The sequence below is a fragment of the Flavobacterium sp. CAU 1735 genome (assembly GCF_039888695.1).
In the GTDB taxonomy this organism is placed as follows: Bacteria; Bacteroidota; Bacteroidia; order Flavobacteriales; family Flavobacteriaceae; genus Flavobacterium.
The window spans coordinates 162,902-183,326 of record NZ_JBDQQQ010000006.1 but is presented as its reverse complement, the minus strand read 5'-3'; the positions used below and the strand labels follow the sequence as shown (position 1 = coordinate 183,326).

21 protein-coding genes are annotated in these 20,425 nt (G+C 41.3%); 10 read left to right on the top strand and 11 right to left on the bottom strand.

Annotated elements, in window-relative coordinates; translation table 11 throughout:
* The 4 genes from AAFN64_RS14035 to AAFN64_RS14020 all read left to right on the top strand — a co-directional run bounded on the left by AAFN64_RS14035 (position 1) and on the right by AAFN64_RS14020 (position 4,535).
* The gene (locus AAFN64_RS14035; protein ID WP_347760892.1) at positions 1-828 is read left to right on the top strand and encodes a mechanosensitive ion channel domain-containing protein; all 828 of its coding nucleotides are present in this window, start codon (positions 1-3) and stop codon (positions 826-828) included.
* 95 nt (positions 829-923) lie between these two features.
* Positions 924-2,087: a sigma-54 dependent transcriptional regulator gene (locus AAFN64_RS14030; RefSeq protein WP_347760891.1), complete on the top strand. Its 1,164-nt coding sequence runs from the start codon at positions 924-926 to the stop codon at positions 2,085-2,087.
* 42 nt (positions 2,088-2,129) lie between these two features.
* Positions 2,130-2,780 carry a DEAD/DEAH box helicase gene (locus AAFN64_RS14025; RefSeq protein ID WP_300488273.1) on the top strand — a complete coding sequence of 217 codons (651 nt, stop codon included), beginning with the start codon at positions 2,130-2,132 and terminating at the stop codon, positions 2,778-2,780.
* 123 nt (positions 2,781-2,903) lie between these two features.
* The gene (locus AAFN64_RS14020) at positions 2,904-4,535 is read left to right on the top strand and encodes an ABC-F family ATP-binding cassette domain-containing protein (protein ID WP_347760890.1); all 1,632 of its coding nucleotides are present in this window, start codon (positions 2,904-2,906) and stop codon (positions 4,533-4,535) included.
* A gap of 114 nt (positions 4,536-4,649) precedes the next feature.
* On the opposite strand, the gene AAFN64_RS14015 is transcribed toward AAFN64_RS14020, so the two are convergent.
* The 5 genes from AAFN64_RS14015 to AAFN64_RS13995 form a co-directional block, all read right to left on the bottom strand.
* Positions 4,650-5,807, bottom strand: coding sequence for an ABC transporter permease (locus AAFN64_RS14015; protein ID WP_347760888.1), 1,158 nt, complete (start codon positions 5,805-5,807; stop codon positions 4,650-4,652).
* Positions 5,808-5,811: 4 nt separating this feature from the next.
* Positions 5,812-6,765 (bottom strand): biotin/lipoyl-binding protein, encoded by a 954-nt coding sequence (locus tag AAFN64_RS14010; RefSeq protein WP_347760887.1) that lies wholly within the window; start codon positions 6,763-6,765, stop codon positions 5,812-5,814.
* A gap of 10 nt (positions 6,766-6,775) precedes the next feature.
* A complete protein-coding gene (locus AAFN64_RS14005) occupies positions 6,776-8,152 on the bottom strand; it encodes a TolC family protein (protein WP_347760886.1) in 1,377 nt (458 codons plus the stop codon).
* Position 8,153: 1 nt separating this feature from the next.
* Positions 8,154-8,600, bottom strand: coding sequence for a MarR family transcriptional regulator (locus AAFN64_RS14000; RefSeq protein WP_300485022.1), 447 nt, complete (start codon positions 8,598-8,600; stop codon positions 8,154-8,156).
* Between the two features lie 227 nt (positions 8,601-8,827).
* Positions 8,828-9,661 (bottom strand): hypothetical protein, encoded by an 834-nt coding sequence (locus AAFN64_RS13995; RefSeq protein ID WP_347760885.1) that lies wholly within the window; start codon positions 9,659-9,661, stop codon positions 8,828-8,830.
* 130 nt (positions 9,662-9,791) lie between these two features.
* On the opposite strand from AAFN64_RS13995, the gene AAFN64_RS13990 reads away from it, so the two are divergent.
* The gene (locus AAFN64_RS13990; protein WP_300485017.1) at positions 9,792-10,670 is read left to right on the top strand and encodes a PPK2 family polyphosphate kinase; all 879 of its coding nucleotides are present in this window, start codon (positions 9,792-9,794) and stop codon (positions 10,668-10,670) included.
* A gap of 31 nt (positions 10,671-10,701) precedes the next feature.
* On the opposite strand, the gene AAFN64_RS13985 is transcribed toward AAFN64_RS13990, so the two are convergent.
* The 3 genes from AAFN64_RS13985 to AAFN64_RS13975 form a co-directional block, all read right to left on the bottom strand.
* The gene (locus tag AAFN64_RS13985; RefSeq protein ID WP_300485015.1) at positions 10,702-11,127 is read right to left on the bottom strand and encodes an META domain-containing protein; all 426 of its coding nucleotides are present in this window, start codon (positions 11,125-11,127) and stop codon (positions 10,702-10,704) included.
* 6 nt (positions 11,128-11,133) lie between these two features.
* The gene (locus AAFN64_RS13980; RefSeq protein ID WP_300485012.1) at positions 11,134-11,595 is read right to left on the bottom strand and encodes a copper resistance protein NlpE; all 462 of its coding nucleotides are present in this window, start codon (positions 11,593-11,595) and stop codon (positions 11,134-11,136) included.
* Between the two features lie 109 nt (positions 11,596-11,704).
* Positions 11,705-12,196, bottom strand: a complete 492-nt coding sequence (locus AAFN64_RS13975; protein WP_300485010.1) for a hypothetical protein — start codon at positions 12,194-12,196, stop codon at positions 11,705-11,707.
* 228 nt (positions 12,197-12,424) lie between these two features.
* Between AAFN64_RS13975 and AAFN64_RS13970 the strand changes: the two genes are divergently transcribed.
* Both AAFN64_RS13970 and AAFN64_RS13965 read left to right on the top strand, forming a co-directional pair.
* Positions 12,425-13,825, top strand: coding sequence for an MATE family efflux transporter (locus AAFN64_RS13970; RefSeq protein WP_347760972.1), 1,401 nt, complete (start codon positions 12,425-12,427; stop codon positions 13,823-13,825).
* A gap of 20 nt (positions 13,826-13,845) precedes the next feature.
* Positions 13,846-14,073, top strand: a complete 228-nt coding sequence (locus tag AAFN64_RS13965) for a hypothetical protein (protein ID WP_136403318.1) — start codon at positions 13,846-13,848, stop codon at positions 14,071-14,073.
* 2 nt (positions 14,074-14,075) lie between these two features.
* On the opposite strand, the gene meaB is transcribed toward AAFN64_RS13965, so the two are convergent.
* The 3 genes from meaB to AAFN64_RS13950 form a co-directional block, all read right to left on the bottom strand.
* Positions 14,076-15,161, bottom strand: coding sequence for a methylmalonyl Co-A mutase-associated GTPase MeaB (gene meaB, locus AAFN64_RS13960; RefSeq protein WP_347760884.1), 1,086 nt, complete (start codon positions 15,159-15,161; stop codon positions 14,076-14,078).
* Between the two features lie 93 nt (positions 15,162-15,254).
* Positions 15,255-15,902 (bottom strand): NAD(P)-dependent oxidoreductase, encoded by a 648-nt coding sequence (locus AAFN64_RS13955; protein ID WP_347760883.1) that lies wholly within the window; start codon positions 15,900-15,902, stop codon positions 15,255-15,257.
* Between the two features lie 46 nt (positions 15,903-15,948).
* Positions 15,949-16,356 (bottom strand): Rrf2 family transcriptional regulator, encoded by a 408-nt coding sequence (locus AAFN64_RS13950; protein ID WP_347760882.1) that lies wholly within the window; start codon positions 16,354-16,356, stop codon positions 15,949-15,951.
* Between the two features lie 123 nt (positions 16,357-16,479).
* On the opposite strand from AAFN64_RS13950, the gene AAFN64_RS13945 reads away from it, so the two are divergent.
* From AAFN64_RS13945 to AAFN64_RS13935, 3 genes are read left to right on the top strand one after another with little or no spacing between them, the layout of a single operon-like run.
* Positions 16,480-17,718 carry a multidrug effflux MFS transporter gene (locus AAFN64_RS13945; RefSeq protein WP_347760881.1) on the top strand — a complete coding sequence of 413 codons (1,239 nt, stop codon included), beginning with the start codon at positions 16,480-16,482 and terminating at the stop codon, positions 17,716-17,718.
* Positions 17,719-17,724: 6 nt separating this feature from the next.
* Positions 17,725-18,939, top strand: coding sequence for an MFS transporter (locus AAFN64_RS13940; protein WP_300485000.1), 1,215 nt, complete (start codon positions 17,725-17,727; stop codon positions 18,937-18,939).
* Between the two features lie 24 nt (positions 18,940-18,963).
* On the top strand, positions 18,964-20,361 hold the full coding sequence (locus AAFN64_RS13935) for an FAD-linked oxidase C-terminal domain-containing protein (RefSeq protein ID WP_347760880.1): 1,398 nt from the start codon (positions 18,964-18,966) through the stop codon (positions 20,359-20,361).
* Positions 20,362-20,425: the final 64 nt, after the last annotated feature.

Here is a 20,425-nt window from a genome sequence, read left to right as displayed (position 1 = left end):
ATGCTGGAACATATAAAGAACATATTGGGATTTAGGCTGATCGACACCAAAAGCATCGATTTTTCGGTGTTCGATCTGCTGATTCTGATTTTTGCTTTTATGTTCACTGGCGTAGTCCTGCGAATTATTTTTAGGATCATAATTAAAAAAATACCGGAACAGGATAAAAATAAATTTGTAGGGGTATTTCAGTTTTTTAAATACATAGCCTACATCTTTGTGGTGATGTTTACATTACATGCTTCCGGTGTGAATATGAACGTCTTTCTAACGGCTTCCGCAGCACTGTTTGTCGGAATCGGACTGGCTTTACAAACCTTCTTTCAGGATATTATTTCCGGAGTTTTGATGATATTGGATCAATCCTTACATGTGGGTGATGTCATTGAAGTGGATGGAAAAGTCGGAAAAGTAACCGAAATCCGTTTGCGTACCACCCGGGCTGTAACCCGAAACGACAGGGTTATGATTATTCCGAACCATCAGTTTATGAGCGAAACGCTTTTTAACTGGACACAAAATAACAGTACAAATCGGGAACTGGTAACTGTTGGCGTAGCCTATGGTAGCGATGTACAACTGGTTAAAAAATTACTGGAAGACTGTGTCCGGGAAACGGAAGGTGTGGTTGTTGACGAGGGAATCACGGTCCTTTTTCAGGATTTTGGCGCCTCGTCCCTGGATTTTGCCGTAACCTTTTCGGTAAGCGATGGCATGAAAAGTCCGAAAATCCAAAGTGAAATCCGTTTTAAAATTGATGCGGTTTTCCGACAACATAATATCAATATTCCATTCCCGCAACGGGAAATTACAATCCTGAACCGCTAAATTGTTTTTCAGGATAGGAGTTTAGCATAAACTTCACAAACTTTGTTTTGCTTTTTGTTATTTTAGCAAACGATAACTTTCAAATACGGTCGATAATGCCCAAAATACTAATCATAGAAGACGAAGCAGCCATCAGAAGAGTCTTGTCCAAAATACTTTCGGAAGAAAACGACACCTACAAAGTAGAAGAAGCGGAAGATGGATTACAAGGATTGGAAAAAATCAAAAATGAAGATTACGATCTGGTACTGTGCGATATCAAAATGCCGAAAATGGATGGAGAAGAAGTACTGGAAGCCGTAAAAAAAATAAAACCCGAAATCCCGATGGTGATGATCTCCGGTCATGGCGATTTGGAAACGGCTGTAAATACCATGCGTCTGGGCGCTTTCGATTATATTTCCAAACCACCGGATTTAAACCGTTTACTAAACACGGTTCGCAATGCTTTGGATCGTAAAAAACTCGTGATCGAAAATAAAATACTGAAGAAAAAAGTCAGTAAAAATTATGAAATGATCGGTAGTAGTGATGCAATCAATCAAATCAAAGACATGATCGATAAAGTCGCGCCAACCGAAGCCAGAGTATTGATCACGGGGCCAAATGGAACCGGGAAAGAACTTGTGGCACATCAGTTACACGAAAAAAGCGAGCGTTCAACCGCGCCGTTAATTGAAGTGAATTGTGCCGCTATTCCATCGGAATTAATCGAAAGTGAATTGTTTGGGCATGTTAAAGGTGCCTTTACATCGGCGGTTAAAGATCGCGCCGGAAAGTTTGAAGCGGCTGATAAAGGAACAATTTTCCTGGATGAAATCGGAGATATGAGTTTGTCGGCTCAGGCAAAAGTATTGCGGGCATTACAGGAAAATATGATCACAAGAGTTGGTGCCGATAAGGATATCAAAGTGGATGTACGCGTTGTTGCCGCTACCAATAAAGATTTGAAAAAGGAAATCGAAGAAGGACGTTTCCGCGAAGATTTATACCATCGTTTGGCTGTTATTTTGATTAAAGTACCGGCATTAAATGATCGACGGGAAGATATTCCGTTATTGGTGACCCATTTCGCCGAAAAAATAGCCTCCGAACAGGGAAGTACCTGTAAAAAGTTTTCGGCTCAGGCGATTAAACTATTACAGGAATACGACTGGACCGGGAATATCCGGGAACTTCGAAACGTAATCGAGCGATTGATTATATTGGGAGGTGCTGAGATTTCTGAGAATGACGTAAAAATGTTTGCAAGTAAATAATATAAAAGACAGGGAAACCGGTTCTTTTTTAGGGATTATCATATGAAATTAAAAAAAATAGACGAAAAACTGGCGCAGGCTTTGGTGGAAAACGGTATTACCGAGCCTAACGAAATCCAGAAGGAGTGTTTCGGAACGTTGAAAAGTGGGGCTGATGCAGTGGTGATCATGCCGGATAACGGTGGGAAATCCACAACAATTGTATATACCGTAATTCAGAAACTGGAAAAAGCAGAAGGCGAATCCACACGGGCGATGGTTATCGTGAAAGACAAAGAAGAAGTGTTGGAAATGGTCGATTTGTTCCGTAAACTAGGAAATTACCATAACCTTCGCGTTTTTGGAGCGCACGACAAAGGGGATATCGATTACGATAAAAACCAGATCTCATTGGGCGTGGATATTTTGGTTGGAACACCCAATAAAATCAACGCGATGTTTTCTTCGGCCGGATTTAACATCAACACGGTAAAATTATTTATCGTAGATGATGCCGACGAAATATTCCGTTTGCGTCAGGATGCCGTGATTTTGCGATTGTCAAATAGTATCGAAAAAACGCAACGGGTGTTCTTTGCACATGCCTTGACGGAACGTGTCGAAGCACTGGCCGACAAGACCATGATCGAACCGTATTTATTCGGGTTGGAGGAATACGGAGAAGAAGCCGAAGACGAAAATCTATATATCTAAAACAGATAAAAAGCCGGTAGTTACCGGCTTTTTTATTTCCAAAAACTTAGGATAAATTCCACGCTAACTGTCTAATAAAAAACTATCTTTGCGCCTTAAAATTAAAAGGCATACAACCATACCATGATTACAGTTAACGATATTTCGGTGCAGTTTGGAGGTACAACATTATTTAGTGATGTGACTTTCGCCATCAATGAAAATGACAAAATCGCCTTAATGGGGAAAAACGGAGCGGGTAAATCGACCTTGTTAAAGATTATTGCAGGGGAAAATAAACCGTCTACAGGAGCGATATCGGCACCAAAAGAAGCCGTTATTGCCTATTTGCCACAGCATTTGCTAACAAAGGATGACGCCACTGTTTTTGAAGAAACCTCAAAAGCATTTGCCGCTATTTTTGCAATGAAAACCGAAATCGATGACCTGAATGAGCAACTGACCGTTCGTACCGATTACGAAAGTGATGATTATATGAAGCTGATCGAAAGAGTTTCGGAATTAAGTGAGAAATTTTATTCGATCGAAGAAGTTAATTACGAAGCGGAAGTTGAAAAAGTATTAAAAGGACTGGGGTTTGTTCGCGAAGATTTTAACCGTCCAACATCCGAATTTAGTGGTGGATGGCGTATGCGAATCGAACTGGCTAAAATATTATTACAAAAACCGGATTTAATTCTGTTGGATGAGCCAACCAACCACATGGATATCGAAAGTATTCAATGGTTGGAGGATTTCTTGATCAATTCGGCTAAAGCGGTAATGGTAATTTCCCACGACCGTGCTTTTGTTGACAATATCACCAATCGTACAATCGAAGTAACGATGGGACGTATTTACGATTACAAAGCCAAATATTCCGATTATCTGGAGCTACGTAAAGACCGACGCGTTCACCAGCAAAAAGCCTACGACGAGCAACAAAAAATGATTGCCGAAACGCAGGAGTTTATCGATCGTTTTAAAGGAACTTATTCCAAAACTTTACAGGTGCAGTCGCGGGTAAAAATGCTTGAAAAACTGGAACTGGTTGAAGTGGATGAAGTAGATACTTCGGCCTTACGTCTGAAATTCCCACCGTCGCCACGTTCGGGTCAATATCCGGTTGTGGTGGAAGAGCTTACAAAAGCGTATGGGGATCATGTGGTGTTTAAAAATGCCGGTATGGTGATCGAACGCGGAGAGAAAGTAGCGTTTGTCGGAAAGAACGGAGAAGGAAAATCGACGATGATCAAAGCGATTATGAAGGAGATTGATTTCGAAGGAAAACTGGAAGTAGGACATAATGTAAAAGTGGGGTATTTTGCTCAGAATCAGGCGTCGTTATTGGATGAGAACCTTACGGTTTTCGAAACAATCGACCATATCGCGGTAGGAGATATCCGTACCAAAATCAAAGATTTATTAGGTGCTTTTATGTTTAGCGGTGATAATACCACGAAAAAAGTAAAAGTATTATCCGGAGGAGAAAAAACACGTTTGGCGATGATCAAGCTGTTATTGGAGCCGGTTAACGTTTTGATTCTGGATGAGCCAACCAACCACCTGGATATGAAAACCAAAGATATCATTAAGGATGCCTTAAAAGATTTCGACGGTACGTTGATTCTGGTGTCGCACGACAGGGACTTTTTGGACGGACTGGCAACCAAAGTATTTGAGTTTGGAAACAAACGCGTACGGGAGCATTTCGAAGATATCAAAGGATTCCTAGAGTTTAAGAAAATGGAAAACCTTAGGGAAATTGAAAAATAAAAAAAGAGCGGTACATACCGCTCTTTTTTATTTCGTTACAGTGCTACACCTACAGCGCTACACCTGACAGGTTTCCAAAACCTGTCAGGTGTTTTACTTTACCTAGTACTCGTTTTATTCATCCCGAAGTACGGCTTTGCGTTTAAAATAGAGTGCCACATAGGAAGCGATTCCACAGATTACGGCAATTAGTACCATGTTCCGAATCGCACTTACTGTTTGGGATAAATCACCGTTTTCGATGATCAGAATACGAAAAGCTTTTAGGAAATGCGTTAGCGGAATGACATCGGCAATACATTGTACCCAAAATGGCATCTGACTTAACGGCCATGTAAAGCCACTCAAAATAAAACTTGGTGTGGCAATGACCATTAGGATTTCGGTGGCTTTAAGCTGGTTCGGAATCAGGATACTGACCAAAATACCGATAAAGCAAACCGCGATCACAAAAATACCGGCTACAAAAGTCAGCGGTCCTAAATTATCGAAAAACGGAATACGGAACCATAAGGTAAACAGCCAGTATAAAATCCATAAACCAAAACTCATAATCAGATATGGAACAATTTTTATAGTGATCAGTTTTAATAACGACGGACATTTTTGTACTAGTTCTTTAAACGTTCCGTTTTCATATTCCGAGGCAAATGATAAAGCCAGTCCTAACAATAATACCTGTTGTAAAACCGTAGCCAAAACGCCCGGCCACAAGAAATACATATAGTTGGTACTGCGGTTGTATTTTTTGATAAACGTGGTTCGGAACGGCTCGTATTGCGTCATCACCAGACTTTCCGGTGTACCTTGTTTGCGCAGCGTTTCGATTTGTACGCCGGCTTTCAGGGTTCCGAGGCAAACCTGTAAGGCGGTTGAGGCATAATTGGCCGTAAGTACGTTCGACGTATTGACAATCGTGACGATTTCGGGATACTTTTTGGTAAGGACCATTTTTTCGAAACCTTTGGGAATCAATACCACGCAGGTGGCTTCTTTATCGATCGCAATCTGAGATAAATTGTTCTGATCATATAAGGTGGCAGCGATGTTGAGTACTTCGTTATCCTGAAACATCTGGATCGCCTTGGCGCTCATTTCACTGCGATCTTCGTCTACAACCACAATGGGTAAATCAGTTACTTTTCCTTTGCCGTATACATAGCCCAACAAGATGCCATAGAGCAATGGTGCTCCGATAAATAATAACCGGAGGACATTGTTTTGCCAAAAAAAGCGAAATTCTCTTTTTATCAGTGATCCGAAATTTTCCATAGGCTTATAGTGCTAAAGTGACAGTGGTTTTGGTAATCAGGTCTTTGGATGCATTGGTATCGGTTGGTGTGATTTTGATCTCAAACAGACTTTCCTGCATTTCATAATCCGGGTAGGCGGTTGCAATGTTTCCGTAGGCTCCCAATTGTTTGATCGTGGTCACCTTGCCTTTAAAATCCTGTTTTTTATACGGCACATAAACCGATAATTCCTGTCCTTTTTTGACTTTATCCAATTGGCTTTCGGGTAACGTAAAACGGAAATACAGCGAATTGTCCACATAACCATTAAACAACGTATAACCGGGTAGCGCCAGTTCGCCTACGGTTAAGGTGATGGTTTCGATACTCATATCCTGTGGTGCGATCACATAACGTTCTTTGTCGGCTGTTTCCACCTCTTTAAGTGCGCCCAAAGCGCGATCCTGTTGCCCCAAAGCCATGGTTTGCTGTTCGATTCGTGCGCCTCTTCGGGCATCGTCCAGTTCGGCTTGTACGGCTATATATTGGGATTGTGCACCCTGATATTTGGCAAAAGCTTCGTCATAGGTTTGTTGGGATACCAGTGAGTCTTTTAGCATATTGCTCAGTCTTCGGATGGATTTTTGTGCAAAATCATATTGCTCTTTCAGAGCTTTTTGCTTGGCTTCCAATTGTTTGATCTGGTTATCTGTCGCGCCTTTAACAGCCATGTTATATTGTGCTTTGGCCGAAATAACGGCACCTTCCGCCTGACTTTTTTTAGCGTCAACTTCCGGGATATCCAGTATGGCCAACGTATCGCCTTTATGAACTAGGTCGCCTTCCTTGACAAATATTTTGACAAGCTTACCCGGAACTTTGCTCACCACGGCAATCTGTTCTTTTTCGACTTTCCCCTGGATTTTTTTGTCGTTTTCGGGCTTATTACATCCAATAAGTAAGGAAACTGAGGCTAGTAGAGTAAGTGTATGTTTCATAATGCTGGTTTTATTTGGATAAATAATTGGTAAGTTCGCCGGTTGCGATCACGGTTTCGATGGCCGACAGACGTTGCTCGATTAGAGTACTGACTTTGTTTAATGAAGCTTTATACATATCGTTTTCGGCCTCCAGGCGTTCGGAAATATTAATCAGCCCTTCTTTGTATTGCTTGATCGCCAGATTCAGATTGTTTCGGGCTACTTTTTCCTGTTGATCGGCGATTTCCGTTTTCTGATTCAACACGGTATAATTGGCATAATTGTTTTCGAGTAACAATTGTAGTTTTTCTTTGGTATCGTCAATTTGATTTTGAACCTGCTCGATATTGATTTTCGCTTCGTGAACCTTGTGTTTGCGTTCAAAACCGCTAAAAATTTCCCATTTTAAAGCCGCGCCAATAATCCAGTTCTGACTAATAGTGAGTTCATTCAAACCTAAATTCAACGGTTGACCGAATATCGGAAGAGGCGGCGTGGTCGCATTCGCATCAAATAAACTGGAATAGGTAACGCCTCCAAAAGCACCTAAAGTTGGCAGGAAGGTTCCTTTTTCTTTTTTCAATGCATATTGATAAGCCGATTTAAACGATTCGAGTGCTTTAATTTCCTGTTTGTTATCGGTTGTCAGGTTTTGACTGATCAGATACGGAGCCAGTTGGTATTGTACGTTTTTGATTTCTTCGTTTGAATAACCGGTCAAGTAACTTATTTTTTTAAATACCACCTTGCGTTTTCCTTCCATTTCGATTCTTTTGGACGTAAGTTCCAGTGTGGCCAGTTTTATTTTATCGCGGTCATACGGAATCGCCAATCCTTGTTCGATGGCTTTGGTTACGCGTAAAGTCTCAGCATTTAAACGTTTCTCGCTGTCGTTGATCAGACGTTCTACTTCGTCCAGAAGCGCTAGTTGATCAAATGTATTGATAACGTCTTTTACGATACCGTCTTTTTCCGATTCGGTTAAATAGGCCGTTCCGATGGCTTTTTGTTCGATCGCTTTGGCACCGTTTGGTATCTGAAGTCCACTAAAGAGTACTGTTTTGGCCATAACACCGCCATGGAAAATATTTCCGTAGTTGTCAAATGACGTTTTACCATCCAGTAACGGATAATTGAGAACCGTAACCGTGGGTAAATCTATCGTCATCCGATTGTCGAAATACATATACATCGCCGTGGCTTCCACTGTTGGGATGTATTTATTCCAGATGCTCTTTTTTTGCAGATTGAGTTTTTCGATTTCCAGTTCTTTGTTTTTTACCGAACTGCTCTTTGCCAATGCTTTTTGTATCGCATCGTCCAGTGAAGCCGAAACCGCTATCTGCGAATAGCCTTCCGCCAGACAAAAGAGTGAAATCAAAGTGAGTAGTACGTGTTTTTTCATTTTATTTTTTTGTTTCCAGGTTATTGTAAATCCGAATAAAAGTGTCTCTTACCAATTGAATGATTTCCGGATCGATATCACGCACGGCTGTATTCACAGTTTGATCAACTACTTTCATCGCGCCTTCTTCGAGTGATTTGCCTTGTTCGGTTAGGTAAATAAGGTTCAGGCGACGATCTTTTTTATCCGGACGACGTTCGGCTAAGCCTTCTTTTTCCAAATGATCGATTAAACGGGTGATACTGGGTTTGTCGCGATAGGTTTCGTCGGCCAGTACTTGTTGGGAACAACCGTCTTTTTTCCATAGAACGGCCAAAATAGACCATTGTTCTTTGGTTAAGTTGATGCCGTTGGCTTTAAACTGGTTTAATAAAGCGCGATTAAAAGCCGACGGAATGCGACCCGATAATAAGTTATATAAATTCTCCGTAGTAAAAATGGTTTCCATAACAATAGTTGTTTAAACAACTACAAAAATAAGGACTCCAATGCGGATGACCCTGCTTTTTGTTGAGATTAACAAATTTTTATCAGAAAGAGTTCCTTATAAATGTAAGAATTATTTTTGTAAATACCTGTATTCCAAGATTATTTTTTGTTTATACTGTTAGCAGATTACAAAAAAAAATATCCGTTGACAACAACGGATATTGGTATAGTATAATGATTAAAGGCTTATTTTTTTAAACGCAAACGATAGATATCGGCTTGCAGTTTTTCGGTATCATTGTCTTCGCATAACAAAAAGGAGATTTCCGTTTCAGAATCGGAATACAAGGTCAGTCCTTCAAATTTATGAGTGTCTGTTATCGTTCGGGTAAAATCAATTTTCATTTTTTCGATATCAATTCGTCCGATTACACTTCCCAAAACCGCTCCGTCGTTATAGGTCGAATTGGTATCTTCGGCCGCGGCCAAAAAATAAAGTTTGTCCTGTACCAACGTGGCATCGGTAAAACCGGTACGCACACCTTTGATTTTCGGTAGTTTTAATTCGCTGAAAATAATATTAAAATCATCCATCAGGTTTTTACCTTCTATCGTAAAAACAATATTTTTTCCGGTTGTACCATTACCACGGTTAAAAAAGTACCAGCTTTTGCCGTTATAGGCCACACCTTCGATATTAAAATTTTCGGGACTAAGCTCGGCAAAGGTTTGCATGGCGGCATACAGGTCGGAAATATCGACCACCGAAACGACTTCTTTGGTTTTCGCGTTTACTTTGATCATTTTGTTTCGGTTTGCAGTAGACCCGGATCCGAAAAGATATAAGGTGTCGGCATACGAAGTAATCGCTTCAAAATCGGGTTTGATTTTTTTTGCGATGTTTTCAGCCGGATTTTCCAGTAACGGATGGCGTTTTAGCGTAGCCGATTTGGTTTCGTATTCGTATAAATAGGAGCTGTTATCGCTGATTATATTCAAAACGGAATGGTCGAAAATAAGCCCGGAAGCCGATCCGACACCGATGATCTGAAATAATAATTCCAAAGTAAATCGATTCATGATTTTGCGCTTAATTAGTGCTATCAAAGTACCGCATTATTTTTGAAAGTTGCGGAAAAAGCCACGAAAAATTCTTCCGAATGCGTCAAAATATTCTTATTTTTATAGAAACATCTAATTCCCCAGGCGTATGAAAACTATTAAGTGCGATGATTTTAGAGTGGACGGTACCATTAAATTATCCGATTGGTCTACTGCTTTAAATATAGATACTTCCGAAAAAAAGAAATCGAAAGCATTGGAAAAAACCAGAGAAAAACTGAGTAAACTTCAGGACAAAATGTATGCGCACAATCGCTATGGCGTACTGATTTGTTTGCAGGGAATGGATACCGCCGGAAAAGATAGTTTGATTCGGGAAGTTTTTAAGGAATTTAATTCCCGTGGAGTAGTGGTGCATAGTTTTAAAACGCCCAATTCGTCCGAACTGGAACACGATTATTTATGGCGGCATTATATGGCGTTGCCGGAAAAAGGAAAGTTTTCCGTTTTTAACCGTACGCAATACGAAAATGTACTGGTCACTCGTGTACATCCGGAGTATATACTGAATGAAAATTTACCCGGAATTGAATCGGTAGACGATATTCCGGCCGATTTCTGGCAAAAGCGCTACGAGCAGATCAATAATTTTGAAAAGCATATTGCCCAAAACGGTACCATTGTTTTAAAGTTTTTTCTGCATTTGAGTAAGGAAGAGCAGCGTCAGCGTTTGTTACGACGTCTGGACAAAGAGGAGCACAACTGGAAGTTTTCACCCGGAGATTTAAAAGAGCGTGCGCATTGGGACGAATACCAGCAATATTATGAAGAAGCTATTAATAATACATCCAAAAAACATGCGCCCTGGTATGTGGTTCCAGCTGATAATAAAGAGACGTGTCGTTATATCGTAGCGAAGACTATTTTGGACGAACTGGAAAAATATACGGACATTAAAGAACCGGAATTGGATCCGGAAATTAAAAAGCATATCGCATCTTATCGCGATGCCTTGCAAAAGGAATAAGTACAAAAAAAAACGCCCGGAGGCGTTTTTTTTATTTTACAGCTTCAAATTTCGCCAGTGGCGCCATTCGGGCTTTATTCAGATATAACGTTTTACCGTTATGGTTGTAATTATCCACGGTGTTTAGAACCTTTAAAAAGGCGGTTTCGGTATCCATATCAGGACAAGCCATTAGCGTACCCATCAATTGTGAAAGTTCGATACGGCTGCCTTCTTTAAGGGTATAGGTACCGCCAAAACCATTACAACCACTAAAACCTGAAATGCGATGGTCTTTGGTGTCCAGTTGCAGGTAAACATCCTTACCCATTTGGGTTTGTGAAACCGGTTTTCCATTTAATTCGACCAATTTCCATTTGGTTCCTTCCAATGAAGCGGTTGCGGTTGTTTTTTTAGCAGTGTTACACCCTATGGAAACGAAAGCCAGGGTTAGTAATGATAAAGTTACTTTTTTCATATTCATTTAATTTTCTGGGGCATTCATTTCTTTGTTTAATACATATTTCTTTGCAAGTGCCCCGGTTATTTTTTTTCCTTCCATATCCAGCATGGTTAACTGATTGGCACCTACCAAAAACTGATTTGGGCCGTCTTTGATATTGTCCAGTTTGACCGTACTGCCATCATCACTCCAGCTGAAAGATCCTGTTACCTGGAGGATGTCGTTCCCTTTGCCCTGATATTTGGTCGTCATCACATAGGTTTTATCCCGATTAAGGGTAAGGGTGGTTTCGATACCGTCACAGTCGGCACAAGGGGTTACACCTTTATAAGTTCCGTCCCAATCCAATACATTTTCACTACTTTTTGCCAATGACGTGCTGCTTTTTTCAGTGTTTGCTCCGTCACTATCGGCTTTGTTTTCTTTTTTACATGAAGTCATCGCAAAAGCGATACAAGCTACAGCTAGAATTACTTTTTTCATAAGAAGTGATTTATAAGTTGTTGATTATCCAGAGAATTCACTTATAAAGATAGTGATATTTTCCTAACATTTTTGGAATTAATGCTAAAAAAATATCACCATTTTCCTGTTATAATTTAAAGCCGTAGGCCAGGCGAAGCGACACCTGTCCGGTATTAAAATGGTTGTAATCTTCATAGCGCAGACTAATGTCGATGTTTTTGGTTGCAATACCAATTCCGGGCGCCCAAAGGAAAGAAGTTCCCATACCGTCTTTGACACCAATGCCGGCACCGACTTCACCCAAAACATAAATCTGGTTTCCTAAAAAGGATTTAAAGCCCAGTTTGGCCGGAATAAAACCACCGTCTGCTTCCTTGCTGAACAAATGGGTATACCCTGTTGTGGCGGCCAATGACGTTTTTTGCGTTAAATCGTATTGCAATCGCGCATCTGCTCCTAAACTGAAGTCGTACGAACTGTTTATCGGAATCCCTCCGTTTAGTCCGAACCCTACACGCCATCCTTTTTCATATCCCTGCGTCTGAGCCTGGGAATCTGTCGAGAAGAATAGTGCTGAAGCTATCGCAGTCAGTCCTAAAAGCTTTTTAACATTTTTCATATTTAATACGTTTTATGTTTAACAATATGGATTTTAACAACAATCAGGCCATTTTGTTATTTTTTAAAGCCTAATTTTATGTTAATTTAATATAAAATATCGTATTAAATCAGTGTAAAATATTGATTTTAAGTTGTTTGATGGTGTTTTTGAATGGGGCTTAAAATTACCATTTTTAATGATACTATGGCGTCGCAAGTTCTTACCTTTGCCGAAAAATGGAGTAAAATGAGATTGTCGGTATACACAAAAGAGTTTGGTTATAACCTGCGATTGGCCTACCCGATTATTTTGGGAATGCTGGGACATACCCTGGTGGCTATCGTGGATAATATCATGGTGGGAAAGCTCGGGCCAACCGAATTGGCGGCCGTTTCTTTGGGGAATAGTTTTGTATTTATTGCCATGTCGCTGGGCGTAGGTTTTTCTACGGCCATAACGCCATTAATCGCGGAAGCCGACGGTGAAAAAAGCCTCGAAAAGGGGAGAAGTGTGTTCCATCACGGACTGGTATTGTGTACGATATTGGGAATTTCATTGTTTACGCTGATCTATTTTTCAAAACCGATTATCCGTTTTATGGGACAACCGGAAGAAGTGGTGGAAATGGCGCGACCGTTTCTGGATATTGTCGCTTTTTCGTTGATACCGCTTATTATTTTCCAGGGCTATAAACAGTTTGCCGACGGAAAGTCGGAAACCAAATATGCCATGTGGGCTACGGTGATTTGTAATGTAGTGCACCTGATCATTAATTATTTCCTGATTTACGGAATCTGGATTTTCCCCAAAATGGGAATTGTCGGAGCGGCTATTGGTACCGTATCGTCCCGTTTTGTAATGCTCATTTATATGCATTATGCCCTAAAAACAAAAGAAAAGTTCAAACCGTATTTTGAAGGATTCAGTTTAGCATCGATCCAAAAATCGATGAGTAAAAAAATTATTGCGTTGGGATTGCCGTCTTCGATGCAGATGTTTTTCGAAGTAGCTTTGTTTACCGGTGCCGTATGGCTTTCCGGCCGATTGGGAACAACCAGTCAGGCGGCCAATCAGATCGCGTTGAGTATGGCTTCGTTTACCTTTATGTTTGCCTCGGGCTTAAGTGTAGCCGGAATGGTGCGCGTTGGAAATTACAAAGGAATGCAGGATTATAAAAAATTGCAGGTAGTGGCACGTTCCATTTTCCTGTTGGCGATTATCATTGAAACGATTTTTGCCTTATTGTTTGTAGGCTTACACCAGATATTACCGGCACTTTTTGTCAATGCGAATAGTGCTGCCCATATAGCCGATACCGCCGAAGTGATCCATATCGCTTCCCGATTGTTGATTGTAGCGGCAGTTTTCCAGATTTCGGATGGTGTACAGGTAGCGGTTCTAGGAGCTTTACGCGGCATTCAGGATGTGAAAATCCCGATGTATATTACTTTTGTCGCGTATTGGGTAATCGGATTTCCAATTTCGATTTATCTGGGCTTGTATACAAAATTAGGAGGCGAAGGAATCTGGATCGGATTATTAGCCGGATTAACCACTGCAGCAATATTTTTGTATATTCGCTTTAGCCGTCTGACGCGAAAATTGCTTCTGGATGATGCGAAAGCAGTTACCGAAATTATAAATTAAGAGAATTAAATAAGAACCATATGGAATTACCAAAATTTGTACTGGCCGATAACACCGATTTTCCGGATGATATTTTTATTATCCACTTGGAATACCCTCGTTTTTTGATCAACCTTAAAGATGACTCGATTGAGTTTTTGGAAGAACTGGACGATGAGGATGAGGAAGATATGGAAGCCGAAATGGAAAAATTAATCCAGCTTGCCGGTGAGTTTTACGACCGTGAGATGGAGCGTTACGAAGAGTAAGCCTATTTAAAATAGTTGTCAAGTAATAACTGAGCGGCTGCAAACGGTGATATTTCATTGTTTTGCACCGCTTTTTTGTTTTCTTCCAGTAAGACCTGAATGTCGGGATGGTTATAGAAGTGTTGTTTTAATTGCTCATTAATCGTTTCCAATAACCAGTATTGGTTTTGTTCTTTTCGTTTCTGATGAAAATAACCGTTTTCACGGGTGAGTTTAAAATAGTCTTCAATCGTATTCCAGACGTCCGGAATGCCTTCCTGAGTTAAAGCACTACAGGTGGTTACTTTTGGTGACCATCCGGAGTTTTTCATCGGAAATAAATGCAAAGCCCGGTTGTATTCGGTTTTCGCCAGTCGGGCGCGTTTGATGTTGTCTCCGTCCGCTTTGTTGATCACAATCGCATCGGCCATTTCCATAATCCCGCGTTTGATCCCTTGTAGTTCATCTCCGGCTCCGGCCAGATTTAACAACAGGAAAAAATCAACCATACTGTGTACCGCTGTTTCACTCTGACCTACGCCAACGGTTTCGATTAGGATGGTGTCAAATCCGCAGGCTTCGCAAAGAATGATCGTTTCCCGGGTTTTACGCGCTACACCGCCAAGGCTTTCTCCGGACGCCGATGGTCGGATATAGGCATTTTCGTCTTTTACCAATTCTTCCATTCGGGTTTTATCGCCCAAAATACTACCGTGGGAAATCGAACTACTGGGATCAACAGCCAATACGGCTACTTTTTTCCCCAATCCGGTCAGGTATTTTCCAAAAGCTTCTATAAAGGTACTTTTTCCGACACCCGGTACACCAGTAATTCCAACCCGTACCGATTTATTGGCATGCGGTAAACAGGCTTTGATGACTTCATTGGCTTTTTCCAGATGCGTGGTACTCGTACTTTCAATTAGCGTAATGGCACGACTCAACGCAATTTTATCCCCGCTCAGAATCCCGGCGATCAGTTGTTCCGATGTCGGTTGTTGCCGGCGGTATTGCCGGATCTGGGCTACTGAAGCCGAACTGACAATTTCCGGTTGTTCAATACCGTCTTTTTCATGTAGAGCCGTAGGATGCGATTTCTTGTGTGCCACTGGAATAATTTTGAACTGTAAAATTAAAGAAAAAGTGCACAATCTTCAAGTTGAATTGAATATTGTGCACCCTGGGTTATATTAGATGGAAAATTAGTAAGCGGCTGTAAAGCGTACCTGATGGTGTTTTGGATTTTCGGTTTCATCGGCAATAACTACGGCCAAATCCTGAACCGATAAGATACTACGCTGATTGTCATCAAATACGGGATTGTCCAGACCTAAACGATAGTTACCGGTTCTTCCGGTGGTAATACCCGGATGCATTTCGAATGCCGGACTAAAAAAGGCCCAATCCAATTCTTTTTCGTCTTTTAAAAAGTTCAGGTAATCGCGTGCGGCAGAAGCTCCGGCATGGTATTCTTTTGGGAAATCCGGTGTGTCTACAGCTTGTAAACCAGGAGCCACAAATAAACTTCCGGCTCCGCCAATCACAATATAGCGTTTTACACCCGATTGTTTTACGGCTTCCTGAATGGCTTTTGAACCGTTGATAAAATCATCGTAAATATTCGGATTGGTCCATCCGGAATTATAAGCGCTGATCACTACGTCATGACCGGCTAATACGTCGGCAAGTTCCGAAACATTAAAAATGTCGGCTTTTACCCAGTTTACGTTGGTATGGGTTGTGGTTTTCGGATTTCGGGCAATGGCGGTAATCTGATGGTTGCGGTTGCTGATTTCGTCTAAAAGGGTAGAACCTACAAATCCTGTGGCTCCGATAATGGCTATTTTCATATTTTTATATATAATAAAATTTGTTACAGTTTTGGGTAAAAAAATATCAGAACCGCTCACTGAATTCTTCAAGCGAGATGGACTTCAATTTGTTGACAATCGCGATGTTGATGTCGTCATATAAAGCAGTCAGATTACTGTTGATTTGTTTGCCAACCGGGCATTCCGGGTTTGGATCGTTTTTCGAAAAACCAAAGCTCATCTTTTCGAAAGTCATGTTAAACACTTCTTCCATTGAGATTGTTGCTGCCGGTTTGATCAGTTTCGTTCCGCCATTTTTTCCCTCTTTGCTTTCTACCAAATGGTGTTTTTTAAGGTTGGCAATTTCTTTGCGAACCAACACCGGATGAATGTTCAGACTGCCGGCGATATAGTCCGAAGCCATGTATTCGTCTGGGAATTTTGCTAAGAGCGTTAGTATATGTGTGGTGATGGCAAACTTACCGGTAATCATAACTGTAATAAAATGTGTTACAAATGTATGTTGCTTTGTTGAAATAAAAAATATTTTGGCTTTTTTTTAAGAAAAATTATTGCCGCGGATTGTCGAAATTTGCACCTTGATACTGCGAATATAATGACGTTTAAACAAAAATACACCCTTCTTTTTATCCTCGCAGGTTTATCGGCTCTGGCTCCTTTCAGTATCGATATGTACCTGCCTGCATTTCCGGCCATAGCCAAAGGACTGCATACGGATATCGCGCAGGTTACCCTGTCGCTTACCAGTTATTTTATAGGAATTAGCATCGGTCAGCTTTTCTACGGACCGATTATTGATAAATTCGGACGAAAGAAACCCTTATTGTTTGGCTTGTTATTGTTTATCGCAGCTTCGATTGGCTGTGCGCTTTCACCTTCCATTTATTGGTTGATCACCATGCGGGTTGTCCTCGCATTAGGCGGATGCGTCGGTATGGTCGTTAGCCGGGCTGTAGTACGCGATTTGTTTCCGGTTTCGGAAATTGCCAAAATCTTTTCCATCCTGATGCTAATCGTAGGTGTGGCTCCGATTCTGGCACCGTCAATCGGTGGTTGGGTGGTGTCGGTTTCCGACTGGCGGTCTATTTTTTATGTGCTGGCGATAATCGGATTATTGCTGACCCTGGCGGTGTATTTTTATCTGCCGGAAAGTATAAAAGAAAGGACTACGGAACCGCTTAATTTTAACAACAGTATTCGCGACTATAAAGCCGTGTTTTTTGAAAAGACCTTCTTATTCTACGCTTTTGCCGGTAGTGCGGCCATGGCGGGAATGTTTGCCTATATCAGCGGATCGCCGTTTGCATTTATGAAGTATTTCGGATTAACGGAGGCACAATATGGCTGGGTTTTCGGAATCAATGCGATGGGCTTTATCGCCGGAAGTCAGCTAAACCGTTTGCTGTTAAAACGATTTACATCGTTGCAAATTGTTACCCTGTCCGGAGGAACCTTATTGATCGTGGCTTTGTCGTTGATCACATTATTACAACTGCAATTGTTTACCCCTGTAATCCTGATTCTGCACTTGTTTACCTTCCTGTTTTGCCTCGGAATATTGGTACCGAACAGTACGGCGATGGCCTTGGCACCGTTTTCAGAAAATGCAGGGAGTGCTTCGGCATTGATCGGATTTTTACAAATGGTATGCGGAGCAATTTTGTCAGCGGTGGTAAGTGCTTTACACGACGAAACCTTGTTTCCAATGGTGGGCGGAATGGCTACCGCGGGTATAGTGGCTTTTGTTATTATTCTGCGTTTGAATATCAATTCTAAAAAAGGAAAAATTAACCCGGAACCTATACCGGTGCCGGTTGTGACTAAAAAGTTATAGCTTACCATGAAAACCAATGAAATTGCTTTAGAAGCAAACCAGTCACAGGAACTGGTACAAAAAACGGCGTATTCGATCCTGTTTTCGATCAGTTTTGCACATTTATTAAATGATTTATTGCAGGCGGTTATCCCGGCTGCTTATCCTATATTAAAAGATAATTTTCAGTTGTCGTTTACGCAGATCGGATTGATCACTTTTTCGTATCAGATGGCGGCTTCTATCTTACAACCGTTTGTCGGCTTTTATACCGACAAACATCCGAAACCCTTTTCGCAATTATACGGAATGTTGTTTACGTCTGTTGGGATTATTGCCCTTTCGTATGCGACCAGTTTTTATATGATATTGCTGGCTGTGATTTTAGTCGGAATCGGATCGTCCATTTTTCATCCGGAATCGTCCCGGGTTTCGTATTTGGCATCCGGCGGTAAGCGAGGATTGGCACAATCGATTTTCCAGATCGGTGGAAATGCCGGAACAGCCATCGGGCCTTTATTAGTAGCATTATTTGTTGTGCCAAACTCACAACAGTATATTTTGTGGTTCCTGATTTTTGCAATTGTGGCAATGGCGGTGCTGAGTAAGATTGCTTTCTGGTACCGTGATCATTTGAGCTTGCGAAAATCAAAAAAGACAGAACCGGAAATTCTGCACAACCTTTCGAAAGGAAAAGTAAATCTATCGATCGCGATTCTGTTGTTGCTCATCTTTTCAAAGTTTTTCTATACGGCGAGTATGTCGAGTTATTTTACATTTTACCTGATGGACAAATTCCACGTATCGGTTCAGGATGCGCAGTTTCACTTGTTTTTGTTCCTGATGTCGGTAGCGGCCGGAACACTTTTAGGCGGGCCGTTAGGGGATAAGTTCGGGCGTAAATATGTGATCTGGTTTTCGGTTTTAGGTGTGGCACCGTTTACGTTGTTGTTGCCTTTTGCCGATTTATTCTGGACGGGTGTATTATCGATGATCATTGGTGTGATCCTATCGTCGGCTTTCCCGGCAATCTTAGTATATGCACAGGAATTATTACCTAAAAAACTCGGAATGGTTTCCGGATTATTCTATGGTTTTGCCTTCGGAATGGGTGGTTTGGGATCGGCACTGTTGGGCTATCTGGCCGATCATACGAGTATCACGTTTGTGTATCATATTTGTGCTTTTTTACCTTTGATCGGACTTATTGCGTATTTCCTTCCAAATATTAAGAAGAAATAGTAATTTCACTATAAAATTAGAAATATGAATCCGGAAATTATAGCGAAGCTTCAGGGAATTGTAGGTGTTTCTTATGTTTTTACCGACGAAGAAACCCGGAATAGTTATGGACACGATGAAACAGAAGATCTGGTATTTCCGCCTCAGGTGGTGGTAAAACCGGCTTCGGCTGCTGAAATTTCGGCTATAGTTATATTGGCGAATGAATATACCATTCCGGTGGTTCCCATTGGTGGACGTACGGGTTTAAGTGGTGGCGCTTTAAGTATCCACGGTGGTATCGCACTTTCGACCGAACGACTGAATCGTATTCTTGAAATTGACGAAAAAAATCTACAGGTAATCACCGAACCGGCTGTTATTACACAGATCTTGCAGGATACGGTGCTGGAAAAAGCTTTGTTTTATCCGGTGGATCCGAGTAGTCGCGGCAGTTGTTTTATCGGTGGAAATGTAGCCGAAAATGCCGGTGGCGCCCGTGCGGTAAAATATGGGGTGACCAAAGATTATGTTCTGAATCTAGAAGTGGTGTTGCCAACCGGTGAAATTATCTGGACGGGAGCGAATACACTGAAAAATTCCACGGGATATAACCTGACGCAATTGATGGTTGGGAGCGAAGGTACGTTGGGAATCATTACTAAAATTGTATTAAAATTACTACCGAAAAACAATCATAATGTATTGATGCTCGTACCGTTTTTTAAAGCGGGGGAAGCCTGTGAAGCGGTTTCGGCGATTTTCCGGGCGGGAATTGTACCGAGTGCGTTGGAATTTATGGAGCGCGATGCGATTGACTGGACGTTGCGGTTTATCGACGGAATTAATGTTCCGGTAAAAGAGGCAATTCAGGCGCATTTACTAATTGAAGTCGACGGAAATTATCCGGATATTTTGTTTGCCGAAGCCGAAAAAATCATGCAGGTATTGGAATCGTTTGAAATTGATGAAATTCTTTTTGCCGATTCCGACGATCAGAAAAATGCCTTGTGGAAAATGAGAAGGGGCGTAGCCGAAGCGGTAAAAGCGAATTCGGTTTACAAAGAAGAAGATACCGTAGTGCCGCGTTATGAATTACCGCGCCTTTTGGAGGGAATCAAAAGTATCGGAGCAAAATATGGCTTCCAGTCGGTTTGTTATGGTCATGCCGGCGATGGTAATTTACATGTGAATATCATCAAAGGAACGATGACCGACGAAAACTGGAAAACGGAAGTGCCAAAAGGAATCCGTGAAATTTTCGAACTCACGGTTGCTTTAAAAGGAACGCTTTCCGGCGAACATGGCATTGGCTATGTACAGAAAAACTATATGGATATTGCTTTTAGCGACAAACAGCTTCTGCTGATGAAAGGTATTAAAGCACTATTTGATCCGAACAACATTCTTAATCCGGGGAAAATATTTCCCGATACACTATAAACAGAAAAGCTGTCTTATTTAAGACAGCTTTGTTGTTTTTATGGGTTACACCTGACAGGTTTCA

Excerpts from the sequence above, each read along its gene's own strand:
- AAFN64_RS14035 (WP_347760892.1), top strand. The coding sequence starts at position 1 with ATGCTGGAACATATAAAGAACATATTGGGATTTAGGCTGATCGACACC.
- AAFN64_RS14030 (WP_347760891.1), top strand. The coding sequence starts at position 924 with ATGCCCAAAATACTAATCATAGAAGACGAAGCAGCCATCAGAAGAGTC.
- AAFN64_RS14025 (WP_300488273.1), top strand. The coding sequence starts at position 2,130 with ATGAAATTAAAAAAAATAGACGAAAAACTGGCGCAGGCTTTGGTGGAA.
- AAFN64_RS14020 (WP_347760890.1), top strand. The coding sequence starts at position 2,904 with ATGATTACAGTTAACGATATTTCGGTGCAGTTTGGAGGTACAACATTA.
- AAFN64_RS14015 (WP_347760888.1), bottom strand. The coding sequence starts at position 5,807 with ATGGAAAATTTCGGATCACTGATAAAAAGAGAATTTCGCTTTTTTTGG.
- AAFN64_RS14010 (WP_347760887.1), bottom strand. The coding sequence starts at position 6,765 with ATGAAACATACACTTACTCTACTAGCCTCAGTTTCCTTACTTATTGGA.
- AAFN64_RS14005 (WP_347760886.1), bottom strand. The coding sequence starts at position 8,152 with ATGAAAAAACACGTACTACTCACTTTGATTTCACTCTTTTGTCTGGCG.
- AAFN64_RS14000 (WP_300485022.1), bottom strand. The coding sequence starts at position 8,600 with ATGGAAACCATTTTTACTACGGAGAATTTATATAACTTATTATCGGGT.
- AAFN64_RS13995 (WP_347760885.1), bottom strand. The coding sequence starts at position 9,661 with ATGAATCGATTTACTTTGGAATTATTATTTCAGATCATCGGTGTCGGA.
- AAFN64_RS13990 (WP_300485017.1), top strand. The coding sequence starts at position 9,792 with ATGAAAACTATTAAGTGCGATGATTTTAGAGTGGACGGTACCATTAAA.
- AAFN64_RS13985 (WP_300485015.1), bottom strand. The coding sequence starts at position 11,127 with ATGAAAAAAGTAACTTTATCATTACTAACCCTGGCTTTCGTTTCCATA.
- AAFN64_RS13980 (WP_300485012.1), bottom strand. The coding sequence starts at position 11,595 with ATGAAAAAAGTAATTCTAGCTGTAGCTTGTATCGCTTTTGCGATGACT.
- AAFN64_RS13975 (WP_300485010.1), bottom strand. The coding sequence starts at position 12,196 with ATGAAAAATGTTAAAAAGCTTTTAGGACTGACTGCGATAGCTTCAGCA.
- AAFN64_RS13970 (WP_347760972.1), top strand. The coding sequence starts at position 12,425 with ATGAGATTGTCGGTATACACAAAAGAGTTTGGTTATAACCTGCGATTG.
- AAFN64_RS13965 (WP_136403318.1), top strand. The coding sequence starts at position 13,846 with ATGGAATTACCAAAATTTGTACTGGCCGATAACACCGATTTTCCGGAT.
- AAFN64_RS13955 (WP_347760883.1), bottom strand. The coding sequence starts at position 15,902 with ATGAAAATAGCCATTATCGGAGCCACAGGATTTGTAGGTTCTACCCTT.
- AAFN64_RS13950 (WP_347760882.1), bottom strand. The coding sequence starts at position 16,356 with ATGATTACCGGTAAGTTTGCCATCACCACACATATACTAACGCTCTTA.
- AAFN64_RS13945 (WP_347760881.1), top strand. The coding sequence starts at position 16,480 with ATGACGTTTAAACAAAAATACACCCTTCTTTTTATCCTCGCAGGTTTA.
- AAFN64_RS13940 (WP_300485000.1), top strand. The coding sequence starts at position 17,725 with ATGAAAACCAATGAAATTGCTTTAGAAGCAAACCAGTCACAGGAACTG.
- AAFN64_RS13935 (WP_347760880.1), top strand. The coding sequence starts at position 18,964 with ATGAATCCGGAAATTATAGCGAAGCTTCAGGGAATTGTAGGTGTTTCT.